The organism is Pseudomonas sp. LS.1a (genome assembly GCF_022533585.1).
Classification (GTDB): Bacteria; Pseudomonadota; Gammaproteobacteria; order Pseudomonadales; family Pseudomonadaceae; genus Aquipseudomonas.
This window is the reverse complement of sequence record NZ_CP092827.1, coordinates 721,121-737,161: the sequence shown is the minus strand read 5'-3', so window position 1 is coordinate 737,161 and position 16,041 is coordinate 721,121. Positions and strand designations below refer to the sequence as shown.

Here is a 16,041-nt window from a genome sequence, read left to right as displayed (position 1 = left end):
TTGTACACCGATTCAGCATCGGCTTTCAGCGGACTATAGGGGCATGGCGGGGGGACTGAAAAACGATGGAATCCGGGTCTGAGTAACGTTTTTTTTAATGGCTGGATGCCGAGCAGGCGCGGAAGCCGCCCGGCACCCTGCCGGCTTCACGCCAGGTTGCGTTTCAGCTCGGCAATATGCTCCGGGCCGATGCCACAGCAGCCGCCGATCATGCTGGCACCCCGCGCGCGCCAGTCGTTGGCCCATGCCAGGTAACCCGGCGGGTCCAGGTCTTCGCGCAGCTCATCCAGGCCGTCGTTGGCGGTGGCTTCCTTCGGTTGCGGCGGGAAGGCGTTGGCATAGGCGCCGATGGCGATGTCGGCGTTGTGTCGCTCGATGACCGAGCGCGCTACCTCCAGTGCAGCACCAATGACCTCGGGCTGGCTACAGTTGAACAGCACGGCCGCCACCCCCAGGCCGACCACGGCTTCGATGGCATCGGCCACCGGCTCGCCGGAACGCAGGCGGGGCACCTCGTCGACTTCTTCGTCCTGCAAGGTGAACGACACCCAGAACGGCCTGCCGTCTGCCGGCAAGTGGCCGTGAATGGCCCGCACCTCGGCAACCGAGCTCTGGGTTTCCGCCAGCCACAGGTCAACATGCGGGGCCAGGCCTTGCAGCAAGGGGGTCAGCACCTCCTCGACACGCTCGGGCTGGAACAGGTCCGGACGATACGAGCCGAACAGCGGCGGCAGCGAGCCTGCCACCCTGACCGGGTGCGCACCGGCATCGGCGGCATGTCGCGCCAGCTGGCCGGCGATATTGGCCAGTTGTCGCCCTTCCTTGGCAAAACGCTCTTCGCCGATGTGAAACGGCACCACCGCATAGCTGTTGCTGGTAATGACCTGGGCACCGGCAGCGATGAACGCTGCGTGCACGCCAACCACCGCTTCCGGCGCCTCGCTCAGCGCCAGCGCCGACCACTCGGGCTGACGGAACGGCGCCCCGCTGCGCTGCAGTTCACGGCCCATGCCACCGTCGAGAATTACCATTGCTCGCTGTTTCATATAACTACTCTAAAGGTACTTATGAATAAAATTCACTATGTGGGGGACACTTATAACTATTAAATACAGCCTCCTATAATTGGCCAACATTTCAGGTATGTCCATGCGATTTTCTACTGTGCTCGGTGCGGGCCTTGTGCTGCTCGCAACTGCTTCCCAGGCCTTTGCCGGTGCCACGCTGGAGCGGGTTGAATCGCGCAAGGAACTGGTCAACGTCCTGATGGAAAGCTACCCGCCGTTTTCCTTCCTCAATGACCAGAACCAGCTGGACGGTTTCGACGTGGATGTGGCCAAGGCCGTGGCGGACAAGCTGGGCGTCAAGCTGCGCCTGGAAACCCCTTCGTGGGACGTGATCGCCGCTGGCCGCTGGAGCGGCCGCTACGACATCTGCATCTGCTCGATGACCCCGAGCAAGGCCCGCGCCGAAGTGTTCGACTTCCCGGTGGAGTACTACGCATCGCCTGCGGTGATCGTGGTCAACGCCAAGGATGAGCGCATCCATGGCGCCAAGGACCTGGAAGGCCGCAAGGTGGGTTTGACCAGTGCATCGAGCTACGAGAGCTACCTGAACAAGAACCTGGTGATCGAAGGCAACGAAGACAAGAAGCTCGAATACCCCTTCGAGTTCGTGCAGATCGCGCCTTACGACACCGACAACGTTGCCTTCCAGGACCTGGGCCTGGGCGCCGGCGTACGCCTGGATGCCATCCTTACCAACCTGGTGACCGCACAGCCGCGCCTGGACCAGGACAAACGCTTCAAGCTGGCCGGCGCCCCGCTGTATGAAGAGCCGAACTCGGTAGCCATCGAGAAAGGCGACCCTGAGTGGGATGCCAAGGTGCGCCAGGTGTTTGCCGAGTTGAAGGCCGATGGCACCCTGGCCAAGCTGTCGCAGAAATGGATTGGCGCCGATATCAGCAAATGAGCACCTTTCCCCCATCCCCCAAGCCCGTGGTCAAGCCCACGGGCGCCGGCCTGTTCGGCTTTCGCACCCGGCTGCTGCTGACCTGGCTGGCGCTGTTCGGCCTGTTCGTCGCGTTTTTCCTCAGCTTCGACCTGAAGTTTTCGATCATCCTGGAGAAGTTTCCCAACCTCGCCGGTTTCAAGCTGGGGCCCAACGGCTTTCTGCAAGGCGCAGCGCTGACCCTGTTCCTGTGCCTGTGCTCGATGGTGGTATCGGTGCTGTTCGGCTTTGCCGCCGCGCTGGCGCGGTTGTCGAACAGCGCAGTGCTGGTGGGTGTCGCCAGCTTCTACACCTCGTTCTTCCGCGGCACACCGCTGCTGATCCAGATTCTGCTGATCTACCTGGGGCTACCGCAGCTGGGCGTGGTACCGGGCGCCATCAGCGCCGGCATCATCGCCCTGTCGCTGAACTACGGGGCCTACCTGAGCGAAATCTTCCGGGCCGGCATTCTTGGCGTCGCGCGCGGGCAACGTGAAGCAGCGCTGGCGCTGGGCATGCGCACGCCGCAGATTTTCTGGCATATCGTCCTGCCCCAGGCCATGCGGGTGATCATTCCGCCTACCGCCAACCAGTTCATCTCGATGCTGAAGGACTCATCGCTGATATCGGTGATGGGGGTGTGGGAGGTGATGTTCCTGGCGCAGTCGTACGGGCGGTCGAGCTATCGGTACCTGGAGATGCTGACCACGGCGGCAGTGATCTACTGGGTGCTGTCGATCTTGCTGGAGCTGGTGCAGGCGCGGCTGGAGCGGCATTTTGGCAAGGCTTATCAGCGCTAGGGGCCAGGCTGGGTTGGCAGGGACACTGTGGGAGCGGCTTTAGCCGCGAACACCGGCGCAGCCGGTGCCAGGCACCGCGCTGGATTCTTCGCGGCTAAAGCCGCTCCCACAGCGTTACAGCGCCTTCATTTCAGCAATATCCCGCGCCACCTGATCAGCCGATTGATCGAACATCGCCTGCTCCTGCGCATCCAGCGGCAACTCGATTACCCGCGCCAGCCCCTCTTCTGCCAGTAGGCAGGGCACCCCCATGGCGATATCCGTGCGCCCGTACTCGCCCTGCAGAATCGCCACCGCCGGCAAGATGCGGTTTCGCCCGTTGGCGATCGCATCGACCATCTGTGCAATCGCCACACCCGGCGCATCGCAGGCGCTGCCCAGCTTCTTCAACCCCAGAATCTCGCCACCGCCCTTGCGCGTGCGCTCCACGATCTGCTCGATCTGTTCACTGGACAGGAAGTGTGACAGCGGCACCGAACCGATCTGGCAGTAGCGCATCAGCGGCACCATGCTGTCGCCATGCCCGCCCAGTACCAGCGCCGTGATATCCCGGGCGGAAAACCCGGTCTGCTCGGCGATGAAGCACTTCATGCGTGCGGTATCCAGCACACCCGCCTGGCCGAACACCTTGTTGCGCCCCTGCCCGCTCAGGCTCCAGGCGCGATAGGTGAGCACATCGACCGGGTTGGACACCACCAGCACCGTCGCGGTTGGCGCATGGTGTTTGATGTCGGCCATGATGCCGTCGAGGATGGGCAGGTTGGTACTGAGTACATCCTGCCGCGACTGCCCAGGCTTGCGCGGCACCCCTGCGGTGATGACCACCAGCTCGGAGCCCTGCAGCATTTCAGCCTTGGCCCCGCCGTAAACCCGGGTATCGGACCCCGACTCGACTGCCGCCTGCCACACGTCCAGCGCCTTGCCTTGTGCCATCTCGCCCTGCACATCCATCAACACCAGCTCACGGCACAACTCTTCCCGAGCGATGATCTGCGCCGCCGCCTCGCCGACCATGCCGGCACCCACGATTGTCAGTTTGTTCACGTGACACCTCCCAGCGGCGCGCGCCACCAGGAACACGCCTGCAATACAGAGAAGTATTGCCTGCTGAGGCGAAAAGACCACACAAAGGCAAATGGAAGCGGTACGCGTACCCTGTGGGAGCGGCTTTAGCCGCGAAGAATCCAACGCGTTGCCTGGCACCGGCTGCGCCGGTGTTCGCGGCTAAAGCCGCTCCCACAGAGTCCCCGCTAATTCAACTGACCGTGTCCTTGCACGGCGATTTCCCATCTGGCAAGGTTGCCATCAGAACGCCCACCGATTGACCAGCGGTGCCTCACATCAAAGGAAACCTGACCTGTCGCTGCAACCCTCCGTTCGACGTGATCTGCTGATTCTGTGGCTTTCCATTGCCGCCGTTGCGCTGGTGCTGGGATGGCTGCTGCTGGTCATCAGCCGCCAAGGCGCCGGCCCGCAGATTGCGCAGGCACGCCAACTCACCTCGACCAGTTGCCAGGCGCTGCAGGCAGGTGCAGCACGCGTTCGCCAGCAACTTCCGTCTGCGCAAGATCAACCCTCTCTCATGACCCCAGCTGCAGCGCAGGCGGTGCTTGATTTGGCACTGCGCGATCAGCCGGGCATGGAGGGCGGCTTCTGGCGAGCGGATGCGGGCGTGGTGGCCTACGCGTTCCCAACCTACGACGGCACGGGAATCAAGCGCGATCCGCCGAGTGCCGAGTTGGAGCGCATTGCCTCCACGGCCCAACGCGCGCAGGATTCCGCAAGCCTCGTGGCAGACGTGCGACCGGGTTTACGCGAAGCCGTGGCTTTCGCCGCATGCCCTGTGGAAACCGCTGACCGGCAGCTGATCGCCTGGACCCTGATGCGCGTGCCGCTTTTGGCCACAGAAACAGTCAACACCTTGATCCTCGCGGTGAGCCTGCTGCTGGCGCTGGTCGTGGTCTCCGGCGCATGGCTGGGCTGGATGATTTCGCGTTGGCAGCGCCAGTCCGCCCATCTGCGCAAGCAACTGGCCCAGTCCGAACGCCTGGCCACGTTGGGGCGTGTTTCCGCCGGGCTCGCGCACGAAATCCGCAACCCTTTGGGCACGATGCGCATGAAGGTGGAAAACGCGATAGCTGCCCCGGCCGACCGGCGCGAAGCACGTGTGGCTGGCGCCCTGGAGGCGGTACTGTCGCAAACGGCACGCCTGGAGACGCTGGTGTCGAGCCTGTTGGCGTTGACCCAACCGTTCCACGCCGAGCGCCAGGCGGTTGACCTGCAGGCATGGCTGGAGGAGCGGCGCGATGCCCACGCCGAAGCGGCGCAAAAGAAAGGGGTACGAATCACACTGGCAGTTGAACCGGGGCTGACCGCCAGCGCGAAGGAGGTTGCGCTGTTCGACCCAGCACAAATGGCGCGGGTCTTTGACAACCTGTTGCTCAATGCGCTGGCGCACACGGAAGAACGCGGTGAAATCGAACTTGGTGCGCATCGCACACGCCGTGGCGCATTGCTGCTGTGGGTGGCGGACGATGGCTGCGGCATTCCGGCCGACTTGCGCGATACACTGTTCGAACCGTTCGCCACCAACCGCGCTGGAGGTACCGGCCTGGGACTGGCGCTGGTGCGCGAGATCGTGCAGGGGCACGTCGGGCGGGTCGGTCTCGCCAAGTCGACCAAGGGAACGCGTATAGAAATGGAGCTACCGTGGCCCGAATCCTGATCGTCGACGATGACGCCGCGTTCCGCGACAGCCTTGCAGAAATGCTGCAAGACCTGGGGCATGCGGTGCTGCAGGCTGAAACCACCGATGCAGGCCTGCACCGACTGCGCACCGAGGCCGTGGATGCGGCCATCGTCGATCTGCGCCTGCCGGGCGAGGATGGCCTGGTGTTCCTGCGCCGCGCGGCGCGCATCTCGCAGGTGCCCTGCATCATGCTCACCGCCTATGCGAGCGGCGGCAACACCATCGAGGCGATGAGCCTGGGCGCGTTCGACCACCTGACCAAGCCCGTGACCAGGGCCGCCCTGCTCGAAACGCTCGAACGGGCCCTGCGGCGAGCAGCCCACACCCCGGACAGGCCCCAGGCGGCCGGGGCATCACCTGCCGCAAGAGAGCCCGTGGATGGCACCGAACTGGTCAGCAGCAGCGAGGCCATGCGCCAGGTCTTCAAGCGCATCGGGCTGGCCGCGAACTCCGATGCCACCGCCTTGATCCTCGGCGAGACGGGCACCGGCAAGGAACTGGTGGCGCGGGCCCTGCATCGCAACAGCGGCAGAGCCAGCGGCCCCTTCGTTGCAGTGAACTGCGCCGCGATCCCGGCCGACCTGATGGAAAGCGAGCTGTTCGGGCATGTCAAAGGCGCGTTCACCGGTGCCGTCAATGACCGCACCGGGCGCTTTCGTGAGGCCGATGGCGGCACCCTGTTCCTCGACGAAATAGGCGATATGCCGCTGGCCACGCAGGCGAAGATCCTGCGGGTGCTGCAGGAACGCGAGATCACCCCCGTGGGCGCCAACCGCGTCCAGCCGGTGAACGTGCGCATCATCGTGGCCACCCACCGGGACCTGCCCAGCGCGGTCAAAGAGGGGCGCTTCCGCGAAGACCTGTGGTACCGCCTGCAGGTAGTGCCCCTGTGGCTGCCGCCGCTGCGTGAGCGCCTGGGCGACGTGCTGCTGCTGGCCGAACACTTTCTACGCCTGCTGGGCGGCGACTCGCCCAAGCGCTTGAGCGCGGCGGCAGCCCGCTTACTGCTGGCCCATCCCTGGCCTGGCAACGTGCGCGAACTGCGCAACGCCATGGAGCGCGCGGCCATCCTCAGCCACGGCCCGGTCATCGATGTCGAACACATCGGGTTGCAGCCAGCGGCTGCGCTCACCCCGGGCCTGGACATCGACTGGGAAGGCCCCATGGCACAGGCCGTTGCCCGCCTGGAGCGCGAAATGATCGTCCGCGCCCTGGCTGCGACGGCAGGCAACCGCGCAGAGGCGGCGCGGCGCCTCGGGCTGTCTCGCCAGCAGCTCTACCGCAAGCTGGCCGAGTTCAATCTGGACTAACCCCTTCGCACGCAAACCGGTGTCCGATCTCGTGACACCCTGGCGTCACGAGATCGGACGGCACATCGCCTGGAAAATTCATAACTATTTGATTTTATTGGAGATACTACTTGGCATGACGCTTGCGCTGCAGGTTGGGTGCTTTTCCCGACCCAAGGAGCTTCTCCAATGTCCAGGTTTTTCATCGCCACGTCTGTTGCGTTGGCATTCGGCCTGTGTAGCCTCAGCGCACAGGCCGCGCCCGCCGATCCGCCCTCCTCTCTGCCTGCAATACCACATCAAGGGGGCGACGCACCCGGCCTGACGGGCCAGTACACGGTGGAAGGCCAGGTTCAGCGGATGCTCATCAATCCCTACGGTGAGGTCGACGGCCTGCGCCTGAGCGACGGAACCATTGCCAGGTTTCCACCGCACATGGCCGATGCGCTCACGGCCACGGTCAAGGTGGGGGACGCCGTTCGCATCATCGGGCGGGCGGAGACACGAGGCACGGTCAAGGCCGACGCCATCATCCACGCCGACAGCGGGCGCACCGTGTACGACCAACCGCCGCCGGTTGGCCAAGGCCGAGTGCTGCCGCCACACCTGCGCGCCCAGCGTCTGCAGCCCCAACAGGTGGAAGGCCACGTGGACACCGTGCTCACTGGCCCCCGGGGCGAGGCCAACGGCGTCATCCTGAGCGATGGCAGCATCGTTCGTTTTCCGCCAGAGAGCCTGCGTCTTTCCGTGCAGGCGGGCGCACCGTTCGCGGCCTCCGGGCTGGGCACGCGCAATGCGTTTGGCACCGCTTTGGAAGCGGTCAGCATGGGCACCACGTTATCCACCCTGCAGCCGCTCTACGACCGCGCGCCATAAGGAAATGCCACTATGCACCCGGCAACACCTTCCATACCCCCGGCGCATGCCAGCTCACGACGCTGGCTGTCCGGCCTCAACTTCTTCCTGGCCGACGTCCGTGATGGCCTGGGCCCCTTCCTCGGCGTGTTTCTGGCCAGCCAGGGCTGGCGCGCCGATGACATCGGCTACGTGATGGCCGCCGGCGGCATCGCAGGCATGCTGGCGACCACGCCGATGGGCGCCTGGATCGACGCTTCGCGCCACAAGCGACTTGTTCTGGCAAGCGGCACCCTTGCACTCATGCTCGCCACGGCAGCGCTATGGACGGCGCCATCGTTCGGCGTCGTCGTCGCCTCACAGGTGGTGACAGGTGCTGTGGGCGCGTTGATGGGTGCCGGCATCATGGGCATCACCTTGGGCATCGTTGATCAGCGAGACTTGTCTCGGCAGCTCGGCATCAACGAGGCCTGGAACCATGCCGGCAACGTGGTCGCGGCTGCATTGGCCGGGCTGGCAGGCTACCGCTGGGGGCTGTCAGCCGTATTCGTGCTGATGGCCCTGATGGCATGCGCAGCCCTTGCATGCTTGCGCAAGATCAACCCACAGGACATCAACCATGAGCGGGCCCGCGGTGGTGACCTCACCGGCAACCTGCCTGCGCAAGGCACCAGCCCCTCGCCTTCCCTGGTGCGGGTTTTGACGGACTCGCGCGAGCTGTGCCTGCTCGCGGTCACCATGCTGCTGTTCCACCTGGGCAATGCCGCGATGCTGCCCTTGCTGGCGCAGTCGGTTGTCACGCGTGGGCTGGCCGACCCCAGCGTCTTCACGGCATCGACCGTCATCGTGGCGCAGCTGGTCATGATTCCTGTGGCACTTTGGGCCGGGAGGTATGCCTCTCGGCACGGCTATCGGGCACTGATCATTACCGCCCTGTTGGCCTTGCCCTTGCGAGGGCTGATCGCCGGTTTCTGGGAGTCGCCGTGGGCACTGATTCCGGTACAGGCCCTTGACGGCCTCGGGGCGGGTCTACTGGGGGTCGCCTTGCCTGGGCTTGTCGCTTGCATCCTGCGCGGCACCGGGCACGTCAATGCAGGGCTTGGTGCAGTGATGACGCTCCAGGGGATAGGCGCGGCCATGAGCCACGCACTCGCCGGTTGGATCGCGCAACATTTCGGCTATGGCGCAGCCTTCGTCGTTCTGGGTATCGTGGCTGCACTCGGACTACTCACCTATCAGACAGGCCTTCGCAAGGGACATCCAAGTCGGCAACAGTCAGCTCAGCCCAATCACTTTGACAAGATCTAGCGTGCTGCACGCCCCCCCCCAAAGGCCGGCACGGCCATGCCGCGCCAAGTCATTCATTCACCTGAGTAAACTGCATGCCCGTATTTGATCCATCCTCGCTCATCTGGACCGTCGCCGCCGTGGCGACCGGCGGGGTAATCCTGCGCCCCTGGCGGGTGCCGGAGTATATCTGGGCGGTTGGCGCCGCTTTGTTGCTGACCGTGTTTGGCCTGGTGCCACTGCACACAGCCCTCGCCGCTGTCGCCGAGGGTGGCGATGTGTACTTGTTTCTGATCGGTATGATGGTGCTGGCCGAACTGGCACGCCAGGAAGGGCTGTTCGACTGGCTGGCCATGTACGCGGTGCAGCATGCCCGGGGCTCCGGCCAGCGCCTGTTCGACCTGGTATTCCTGGTGGGGGTACTGGTAACGGTGTTCCTCTCCAACGATGCCACGGCTGTGGTGCTGACCCCAGCAGTGTACGCCGCCTGCAGGGCGGCCAAGGCCGAGCCGCTGCCCTATCTGTTCATCTGTGCCTTCATCGCCAATGCCGCCAGTTTTGTGCTGCCCATTTCCAACCCGGCCAACCTGGTAGTGTTCGGCAGCCAGATGCCGCCGTTGCTGGAGTGGCTGCGGCAATTCACCTTGCCATCGCTGGCCGCCATCGGCCTGACCTACCTGGTGCTGCGGCTGGCCCAGCGCAAGCAGATCCGCCAGCCCCTGGCGACGGCCATCGACGTGCAACCGCTGTCCAGCGGTGCACGTTTGTGCGCGCTGGGTATCGTGCTGACAGGTGTACTGTTGCTGCTGACCTCCGCCCTGGACCGGCAGCTCGGCTTACCCACCTTCTGCGCCGGCATCGCCACGGCCGGGCTGATTCACCTGCGCCAACGGCGCAACCCGATGCCGGTGCTCAAAGGCGTGGCATGGGGCGTACTGCCGTTGGTGGCGGGCCTGTTCGTGCTGGTGGAAGCGGTGGCACAGACGGGTGTGATCGAGCACCTGGCCCATGGCTTGGCCGCGCTGGCGCGCAGCTCCGAGCACCAGGCGAGCTGGGGCGCCGGCGTGGTCGCGGCTATCGCCGGCAACCTGATGAACAATCTGCCGACCGGCCTGATCGCAGGCTCCGTTGGCCATATTGTCGACTTACCCGCGAGAACCACTGCGGCGCTGCTGATCGGCGTCGACCTCGGGCCGAACCTGTCGATTACCGGCTCCCTGGCCACTTTGCTCTGGCTGGTTGCCGTTCGCCGTGAAGGCGAACACGTCGGTGCCTTGGACTTCCTGCGCCTGGGGGCGCTGGTAATGCCGCCTGCCTTGATCGGGGCGTTGGGGTTGCTTCATTTGTGAAGCGCTCGCAAGCGGTCCGCGTACCGTGTGGGAGCGGGCGTGCCCGCGAAGAATCCAACGCGGTGCCTGGCACCGGCTGCGCCGGTGTTCGCGGCGGTTCGACGCCTCGACACGCCCGCTCCCACTAGGTCACTGCCAACTCAATGGGTTATGTGTTGTGGAGGTCGTTGGAGGCGCCGGGCAATTTACGCCTTGAACAAACGCTCGGCGATGAAGTCGACGAACACACGGATCTTCGGCGACAGGTGGCGGCTCGATTGCCACAGCGCCCAGAACTGGCCCTGGTCGGAGGTATGCGCATCAAGCAGGCTTTCCAGGGCGCCAGTCCTGACCGATTCACGTACCAGAAAGTCCGGCATGTAGGCGATGCCATGGCCGTCCACCGCAGCCATGAGCATTGCCTCCATGTTGTTCAGCGTCAGCACCGTGGGTAAGCGCAACTGGGTAATCTCGGGATCGGCGCCGAGGCTCCAGTCCATGATCTTGCCGGTCGTGACGAAGCGATAGCGCAGGCAGTCGTGTCGCTCCAGGTCGGCTAGCGTCTGGGGCCGCCCCTTGCGTGCCAGGTAGGTAGGCGCTGCGCACAGGACAAAGCGGAACGGCCCGAGCTTGCGCGACATCAATTTTGAATCGGCTAGCCCACCACTGCGGATCACCACATCGAAGCCATCGTCGATCAGGTCGACCAGGTGGTCGTTGAAGTCCATTTCCAGTTCGATTTCAGGGTATGCCTTGCGAAAAGCCGGCATCAACGGCAGCAGAAAACGGTAGCCGATGGTCGGGAGGCTGACCCGCAAGCGACCACGCGGGGCCTGTATCGCATGGGACAGCATGGCCTCCGCATCCTGCAGGTCGTCGAGGATGCGCCGGCAGCGCTCATAGAACAGCTGGCCTTCCGCCGTCAGGCTGACCTTGCGCGTACTGCGCTGGAACAGCCGCACCTTCAACGAACTCTCCAGGCGGGCAACGTTCTTGCCGACCGCCGATGCGGAAATACCCATCGCCCGCGCCGCGCTGACGAAGCTCAACGACTCGGCGGTTTTCACGAAGGCGAGGATGCCGTTCAGGCTTTCCATGGCATTACTTCCCTTTTGTCCATTATGAGTGGAGTTCCAGCCTGTTTATCCAGCATTGCGGCCACTATAGATTTAACGCACACGGTGCTACAACAGGAGGGATAGCGCAATGGATCAGGCTACTGATCACACCCCGCACGCGGGCCGTTACTATGTTCTGGCAGCCATCTGCCTGGCCGCCCTGGTGCTGCCGCTGAGTTTCACCGGTGGCGCCGTGGCCACGCCGGCCATCGGCAAGGCCTTCGATGCCGAGCCGTCCTCGCTTACCTGGATCACCAATGCCTTCATGCTCAGTTTCGGCAGCCTGCTGATGGCAGCCGGAACCCTGTCGGACATTTACGGGCGAAAGCGCCTGTTCACGCTGGGCCTGGCCCTGTTCGTCATCGTCAGCATCCTGCTGGCGAGCGTCTACAGCATCGTCTGGCTTGATGCCCTGCGGGCGGTGCAAGGCGTTGCCGCCGCCGCTGCCCTGGCCAGCGGTTCCGCCGCCTTGGCCCAAGAGTTCGAGGACCAGGCCCGCACGCGCGCGTTCAGCCTGCTTGGCACCACGTTCGGGCTGGGCCTGGCGTTCGGGCCGATGGTCAGCGGCCTGCTGATCGAACAGTTCGGCTGGCGCTCGATCTTCGTCAGCACCGCGGTCCTTGCTGCGATCTCGCTGCTGGCGGCGTTGTCACGGATGCGCGAAAGTTTCAACCCCGAAGCGCCCAAGCTGGACCTGCCCGGTGTGCTTGCCTTCTCGAGCATGCTCGCACTGTTTACCACTGCGATCATCCTGGGGCCGCAGGCCGGCTGGCGCTCCCCGCTGATCCTGGGCCTGTTCGGCGGCGCGGCACTGAGCCTGCTGGCGTTCGTGACCATCGAGCTGCGCGCCAGGCAGCCGATGCTCGAGCTGAGCCTGCTGAAATACCCGCGCTTTGTCGGGGTGCAGATTCTGCCGATCGGCACCTGTTATTGCTACATCGTGCTGATCGTGCTGCTTCCGTTTCGCTTGATCGGCGTAGAAGGCATCGCCCCGATGCACAGCGGCCTGATCATGCTGGCACTGTCGGCGCCGATGCTGGTGGTCCCGCTGCTGGCCGCCTGGTTGACCCGCTGGGTAAGTGCTGGCGTGCTGTCGGCTGCAGGCTTCCTGGTGGCGGCCGCGGGGTTGTACCTGTTGGCCCATGCCGCTATTGGCGATTACCAGCAACTGGTGCTGGCAATGCTGGTGATTGGTATCGGCACCGGTTTCCCTTGGGGCCTGATGGACGGGCTGGCGGTTAGCGTGATTCCCAAAGAGCAAGCAGGCATGGCCGCCGGCATCTTCAACACCACCCGGGTAGCGGGCGAAGGTGTCGCCCTGGCGATCACCATCGCCCTGCTCACCGCGTTGGTAGGTAACAGTCTCGGGCGCGTACTGCCTGCCGGCGATTACAGCGAACTGGCGCAGCGCCTGGTGATGGGCGACCTGGGCCAGGTCCAGGGCGTTGACCCCATGCTGCTGCAGGCCGCGTATCTGGACGGCTTCGGCACCTTGGTGCTGGTGCTGATCGGCTTCACCGTGTTGTCGGCTGGTGCGGCGTTCTTCTTGCTTGGGCAAGACGAGCAGGCAAGGCATGCCAAAGCGCCTCACAGCAGCCTGCCAGCCTCCGATTCGGTGCGGGGCTGACGACGGCATGGCGATTACACGCAACAACGGGATCCCTGTGCTCGCCCTCGTCGGCCTGGCGGTGGTCTGTGGCCTGTCGGTGGCAAACGTGTACTTCAATCAGGCCCTTCTGCCGTTACTCGCCACAGCGTTGCAAGTGGGCACGGGTGAAGTCAGCTGGATAGCCACAGCTTCACAGCTTGGTTATGCGCTAGGAATGCTGCTGATTGTGCCCTTGGGTGATCGCCTCGATCCACGTCGACTGTGCCAAGCCCTGCTGGTCTGGACCGCAGTGATGCTCGGTCTGGCCAGCATTACCAGTAGCCTGGCAGGCCTGGCGACGCTGAGTGCGCTAGTGTGCATGGGCACCTGCATTCCACAGGTGATGTTGCCCTATGTCGCTGGGCTGTCCTGCGCCCAGCATCGTAGCCGCAACCTTGCCCTGCTGCAGACCGGCCTGGTGGCCGGGATCCTGCTGTCGCGCTCGTTGGCCGGGCTGCTTAGCGAGCTTGCCGGGTGGCAGGCGGTGTACCGCTGCGCCGCCCTCGGTATGCTGGCTTGCGCGCTAGCCCTGCCCGGGTTGATCGACGCCCGCCCGCGCACTACCGGTGCACCCGGCTATGCGCAACTCATGTACTCAATGGCCGGCCTGCTGCGCGTCGAGCCCCTGTTGCGTTTGTCGTGCGTGCTGGGCGCCAGCCTGTTCGCTGCGTTCAGTGCATTCTGGTCGGTGATCGCCTTCAAATTGCAGGCATCGCCTCTGGGCCTGAGCAACGCTGACATTGGCATCTTCAGCTTCTGGGGCGCGCTGGCTGGCCTGCTCACGCCCATGGCGGGCAAGCTGTGTGACCGCTACGGCACGGTAGCCATGAGCATCCTGTCGATTGTGCTGGCGTGCCTCGCCTTCACGCTGCTGATCAGCTGGCCGCAACTGGGCGTGCTGCTACTCGGCGCCAACTTGCTGTGCTTCGCGCTGCAGCTGGGGCAAGTGTGCAACCAGAGCAGGATCTTCAGCCTCAGTGCGGAGTACCGCAGTCGCCTGAACACTGTGTACATGGTGTGCAACTTCTGTGGCGGCGCCCTGGGCAGCGCCATGGGCGGCTGGCTCTGGCAGCACTGGCACTGGAAAGGCCCGCTACTATTCGGCCTGGCCTGCTCCCTCGGGGCCGGCGCTACATTGTTTACGATGTTACGGCCACACACCGGCACGTTACCCAGCCAGTGATTTCAAAAAAAACGCCACCTGCCCGGTGGCGTTTTTTTTTGCCCAGCCAGCACTGCCCCCTAATAAACCACAATCCACTGTTCTCCAATGGGTACTGCCGCGCCGGCATATTCAACTTATAGTCCGGAGTCTTCAGCCTAAAATGCTCAAATACCACGAAATATCCTGAAATATAATTTCGCACATTAAAGGCCCATCAGGGCAGCCACCGCCTTGCTTGGCATACCGCCCATAGAATGATTATCGACGGGTTTGAACATGCGTGCATGCAACACTCAAAAAAGTATTGTCTTCATTCCCTTTGCCGGGGGTAGCAGCCGTGCATTCAAAGCGCTTCAGAGCACTCTTTCGCCGGGCGTCGACTGTATCGACATTCATTATTCAGGCCGTTATCAAGGCGCACTCGCACCGTCACCCACTACTGTAGGACACATGGCCAATGAGGTGATCGAGCACCTTCACAAGTCACGCCCAGCCCAGGTCGTGCTGTTTGGCTACAGCCTTGGCGCATTGGTGGCATATGAAGTCGCACAGCGCCAAGCGGCCATGCCGTGGGCCATCACCGAACTGGTGGTAGCGGCCTGTCGCCCGCCGCATCTGTTCAGCTGCCATGGCGTCAGGGTACACGATGAAGATGACGATTTTCTCGACTCTATTGCCACGTTCGGCACCGTTCCCCCCTACTTGTATAGCAACCCGGCCGCACGTAAATACCTGCTGCCCAACCTCAGGAACGACTTCCGTGCAGCGAGCACCTACTGCCATCGGCCTCGCCCGCAGTTGAATACACCGCTGACAGCCATAGCCGGTGCCCAGGACAGTTTCGCTCCATTCGCAGAGGTCCGGGCGTGGCGCCAATATAGCAACGGGCGTTTTTCCGAACATTGCCTGCCTGGCCGTCACTTCTTCTACCAAACCCAAACAGACCGATTGTCAGAGATATTGCTGGACGCACTTGCTGCCTGAAACACCGCCATCATCATTTAACTAACTGCAGAGGTAAAACATGGAAGCGCTCGCTCAGGCTTTGCCCGCCTCACTGTGCCCGTTTGCCGCAGGCGCTGTTGAGACCGATAACAAAACCGCCAACAACAAACATTACATCGTGGTTGGCAACCGTATAAAAAATCACTGCAACAATGACCTGTTCATTTCCGCAGATGCCGCCCACGCCCTTGCAAGTTCCGGACAGGCCGCACTGACATTGCATATTGGCCAGGGCGTCAGCGATGATCAACTTTCAAACTTGTACGCACTAAATAAACCGCAAGTCAGCCTGGTACCGGAACAGCTGAGCGTTCGTGCCTGCAGAAGCACAACGCATAAACATGAACGGCACAATATTGCCATCTCGAAAGTGGTCGATAACGGCAATGGCACCTTCAGCGCAGCGCTGATGATCGATGAAGCCAACGCCGAGCTCAGCGACCATCTCACCGGCCAGCACATCTCCGGAATGATGATCGTGGAAGCCGCCCGACAGCTGTCGATCGCCACCGCCGAACAGTTCTACATCGCACCCGCGGCCCGGGGCAAAGCCAACTTCATCACCAACAGCATTCGGGTCGATTACAACGACTTCCTGTTGCCGGTACCGACAGAAATCCTGTGCATTCCGGTCACCCTCAAGCGCAGCGGGCCGATCAACTTCCGCTTCACCGTCGCCATGCAGTTCCGCCAGCAAGGACGGGCCCTCGCGACGGTCGAGTTCGATACCTCGGTGATCGACTCGCGCTACTTCTACCTGAAGGAAAACCAGCTGCTGCACCGTTACATCACGATGATGGACTGACAC

The 16,041-nt window shown here is 63.4% G+C and carries 14 protein-coding genes; 11 read left to right on the top strand and 3 right to left on the bottom strand.

The genetic code is table 11. From position 1 onward, the window contains the following. Positions 1–146 precede the first annotated feature (146 nt). Entirely contained in the window at positions 147–1,031 is an 885-nt protein-coding gene (locus MKK04_RS03365) for a homocysteine S-methyltransferase family protein (RefSeq protein ID WP_172827477.1), read from the bottom strand. Positions 1,032–1,149: 118 nt separating this feature from the next. On the opposite strand from MKK04_RS03365, the gene MKK04_RS03360 reads away from it, so the two are divergent. Together MKK04_RS03360 and MKK04_RS03355 are read left to right on the top strand one after the other, a co-directional pair. Continuing rightward, on the top strand, positions 1,150–1,971 hold the full coding sequence (locus tag MKK04_RS03360; protein ID WP_207835648.1) for an ABC transporter substrate-binding protein: 822 nt from the start codon (positions 1,150–1,152) through the stop codon (positions 1,969–1,971). After that, positions 1,968–2,789, top strand: a complete 822-nt coding sequence (locus MKK04_RS03355; protein WP_207835635.1) for an amino acid ABC transporter permease — start codon at positions 1,968–1,970, stop codon at positions 2,787–2,789. The genes MKK04_RS03360 and MKK04_RS03355 overlap by 4 nt, the downstream gene beginning before the upstream one ends. Positions 2,790–2,903: 114 nt before the next feature. On the opposite strand, the gene MKK04_RS03350 is transcribed toward MKK04_RS03355, so the two are convergent. After that, positions 2,904–3,833, bottom strand: a complete 930-nt coding sequence (locus tag MKK04_RS03350; protein ID WP_241106243.1) for a malate dehydrogenase — start codon at positions 3,831–3,833, stop codon at positions 2,904–2,906. Positions 3,834–4,110: 277 nt separating this feature from the next. Here MKK04_RS03350 and MKK04_RS03345 point away from each other — a divergent pair, with 277 nt between their 5' ends. The 5 genes from MKK04_RS03345 (at position 4,111) to MKK04_RS03325 (ending at position 10,318) form a co-directional block, all read left to right on the top strand. Then, positions 4,111–5,514 carry a sensor histidine kinase gene (locus MKK04_RS03345; protein ID WP_241106242.1) on the top strand — a complete coding sequence of 468 codons (1,404 nt, stop codon included), beginning with the start codon at positions 4,111–4,113 and terminating at the stop codon, positions 5,512–5,514. After that, positions 5,499–6,848 carry a sigma-54-dependent transcriptional regulator gene (locus tag MKK04_RS03340; protein ID WP_241106241.1) on the top strand — a complete coding sequence of 450 codons (1,350 nt, stop codon included), beginning with the start codon at positions 5,499–5,501 and terminating at the stop codon, positions 6,846–6,848. Before MKK04_RS03345 ends, MKK04_RS03340 begins: the two co-directional genes overlap by 16 nt. Before the next feature lie 168 nt (positions 6,849–7,016). Then, positions 7,017–7,703, top strand: a complete 687-nt coding sequence (locus MKK04_RS03335) for a hypothetical protein (protein ID WP_241106240.1) — start codon at positions 7,017–7,019, stop codon at positions 7,701–7,703. Between the two features lie 12 nt (positions 7,704–7,715). After that, on the top strand, positions 7,716–8,990 hold the full coding sequence (locus MKK04_RS03330; protein ID WP_241106239.1) for an MFS transporter: 1,275 nt from the start codon (positions 7,716–7,718) through the stop codon (positions 8,988–8,990). A gap of 74 nt (positions 8,991–9,064) precedes the next feature. Beyond that, a complete protein-coding gene (locus MKK04_RS03325; RefSeq protein ID WP_233688100.1) occupies positions 9,065–10,318 on the top strand; it encodes an arsenic transporter in 1,254 nt (417 codons plus the stop codon). Positions 10,319–10,503: 185 nt separating this feature from the next. On the opposite strand, the gene MKK04_RS03320 is transcribed toward MKK04_RS03325, so the two are convergent. Continuing rightward, on the bottom strand, positions 10,504–11,394 hold the full coding sequence (locus tag MKK04_RS03320) for a LysR substrate-binding domain-containing protein (RefSeq protein ID WP_015268872.1): 891 nt from the start codon (positions 11,392–11,394) through the stop codon (positions 10,504–10,506). A gap of 109 nt (positions 11,395–11,503) precedes the next feature. On the opposite strand from MKK04_RS03320, the gene MKK04_RS03315 reads away from it, so the two are divergent. From MKK04_RS03315 to MKK04_RS03300, 4 genes are all read left to right on the top strand, one after another. After that, a complete protein-coding gene (locus MKK04_RS03315; RefSeq protein ID WP_241106238.1) occupies positions 11,504–13,042 on the top strand; it encodes an MFS transporter in 1,539 nt (512 codons plus the stop codon). A 7-nt stretch (positions 13,043–13,049) separates the two neighbouring features. Further along, positions 13,050–14,246 carry an MFS transporter gene (locus MKK04_RS03310; protein ID WP_233693817.1) on the top strand — a complete coding sequence of 399 codons (1,197 nt, stop codon included), beginning with the start codon at positions 13,050–13,052 and terminating at the stop codon, positions 14,244–14,246. 258 nt (positions 14,247–14,504) lie between these two features. Beyond that, the gene (locus tag MKK04_RS03305) at positions 14,505–15,212 is read left to right on the top strand and encodes a thioesterase II family protein (RefSeq protein WP_207835617.1); all 708 of its coding nucleotides are present in this window, start codon (positions 14,505–14,507) and stop codon (positions 15,210–15,212) included. A gap of 40 nt (positions 15,213–15,252) precedes the next feature. Then, positions 15,253–16,038: an AfsA-related hotdog domain-containing protein gene (locus MKK04_RS03300; protein WP_207835615.1), complete on the top strand. Its 786-nt coding sequence runs from the start codon at positions 15,253–15,255 to the stop codon at positions 16,036–16,038. The last annotated feature ends 3 nt before the right edge of the window (positions 16,039–16,041 follow it).

Coding starts and splice junctions, on each gene's coding strand:
- MKK04_RS03355 (WP_207835635.1), top strand. CDS start 1,968: ATGAGCACCTTTCCCCCATCCCCCAAGCCCGTGGTCAAGCCCACGGGC.
- MKK04_RS03305 (WP_207835617.1), top strand. CDS start 14,505: ATGCGTGCATGCAACACTCAAAAAAGTATTGTCTTCATTCCCTTTGCC.
- MKK04_RS03300 (WP_207835615.1), top strand. CDS start 15,253: ATGGAAGCGCTCGCTCAGGCTTTGCCCGCCTCACTGTGCCCGTTTGCC.
- MKK04_RS03310 (WP_233693817.1), top strand. CDS start 13,050: ATGGCGATTACACGCAACAACGGGATCCCTGTGCTCGCCCTCGTCGGC.
- MKK04_RS03360 (WP_207835648.1), top strand. CDS start 1,150: ATGCGATTTTCTACTGTGCTCGGTGCGGGCCTTGTGCTGCTCGCAACT.
- MKK04_RS03365 (WP_172827477.1), bottom strand. CDS start 1,031: ATGGTAATTCTCGACGGTGGCATGGGCCGTGAACTGCAGCGCAGCGGG.
- MKK04_RS03330 (WP_241106239.1), top strand. CDS start 7,716: ATGCACCCGGCAACACCTTCCATACCCCCGGCGCATGCCAGCTCACGA.
- MKK04_RS03320 (WP_015268872.1), bottom strand. CDS start 11,394: ATGGAAAGCCTGAACGGCATCCTCGCCTTCGTGAAAACCGCCGAGTCG.
- MKK04_RS03325 (WP_233688100.1), top strand. CDS start 9,065: ATGCCCGTATTTGATCCATCCTCGCTCATCTGGACCGTCGCCGCCGTG.
- MKK04_RS03315 (WP_241106238.1), top strand. CDS start 11,504: ATGGATCAGGCTACTGATCACACCCCGCACGCGGGCCGTTACTATGTT.
- MKK04_RS03335 (WP_241106240.1), top strand. CDS start 7,017: ATGTCCAGGTTTTTCATCGCCACGTCTGTTGCGTTGGCATTCGGCCTG.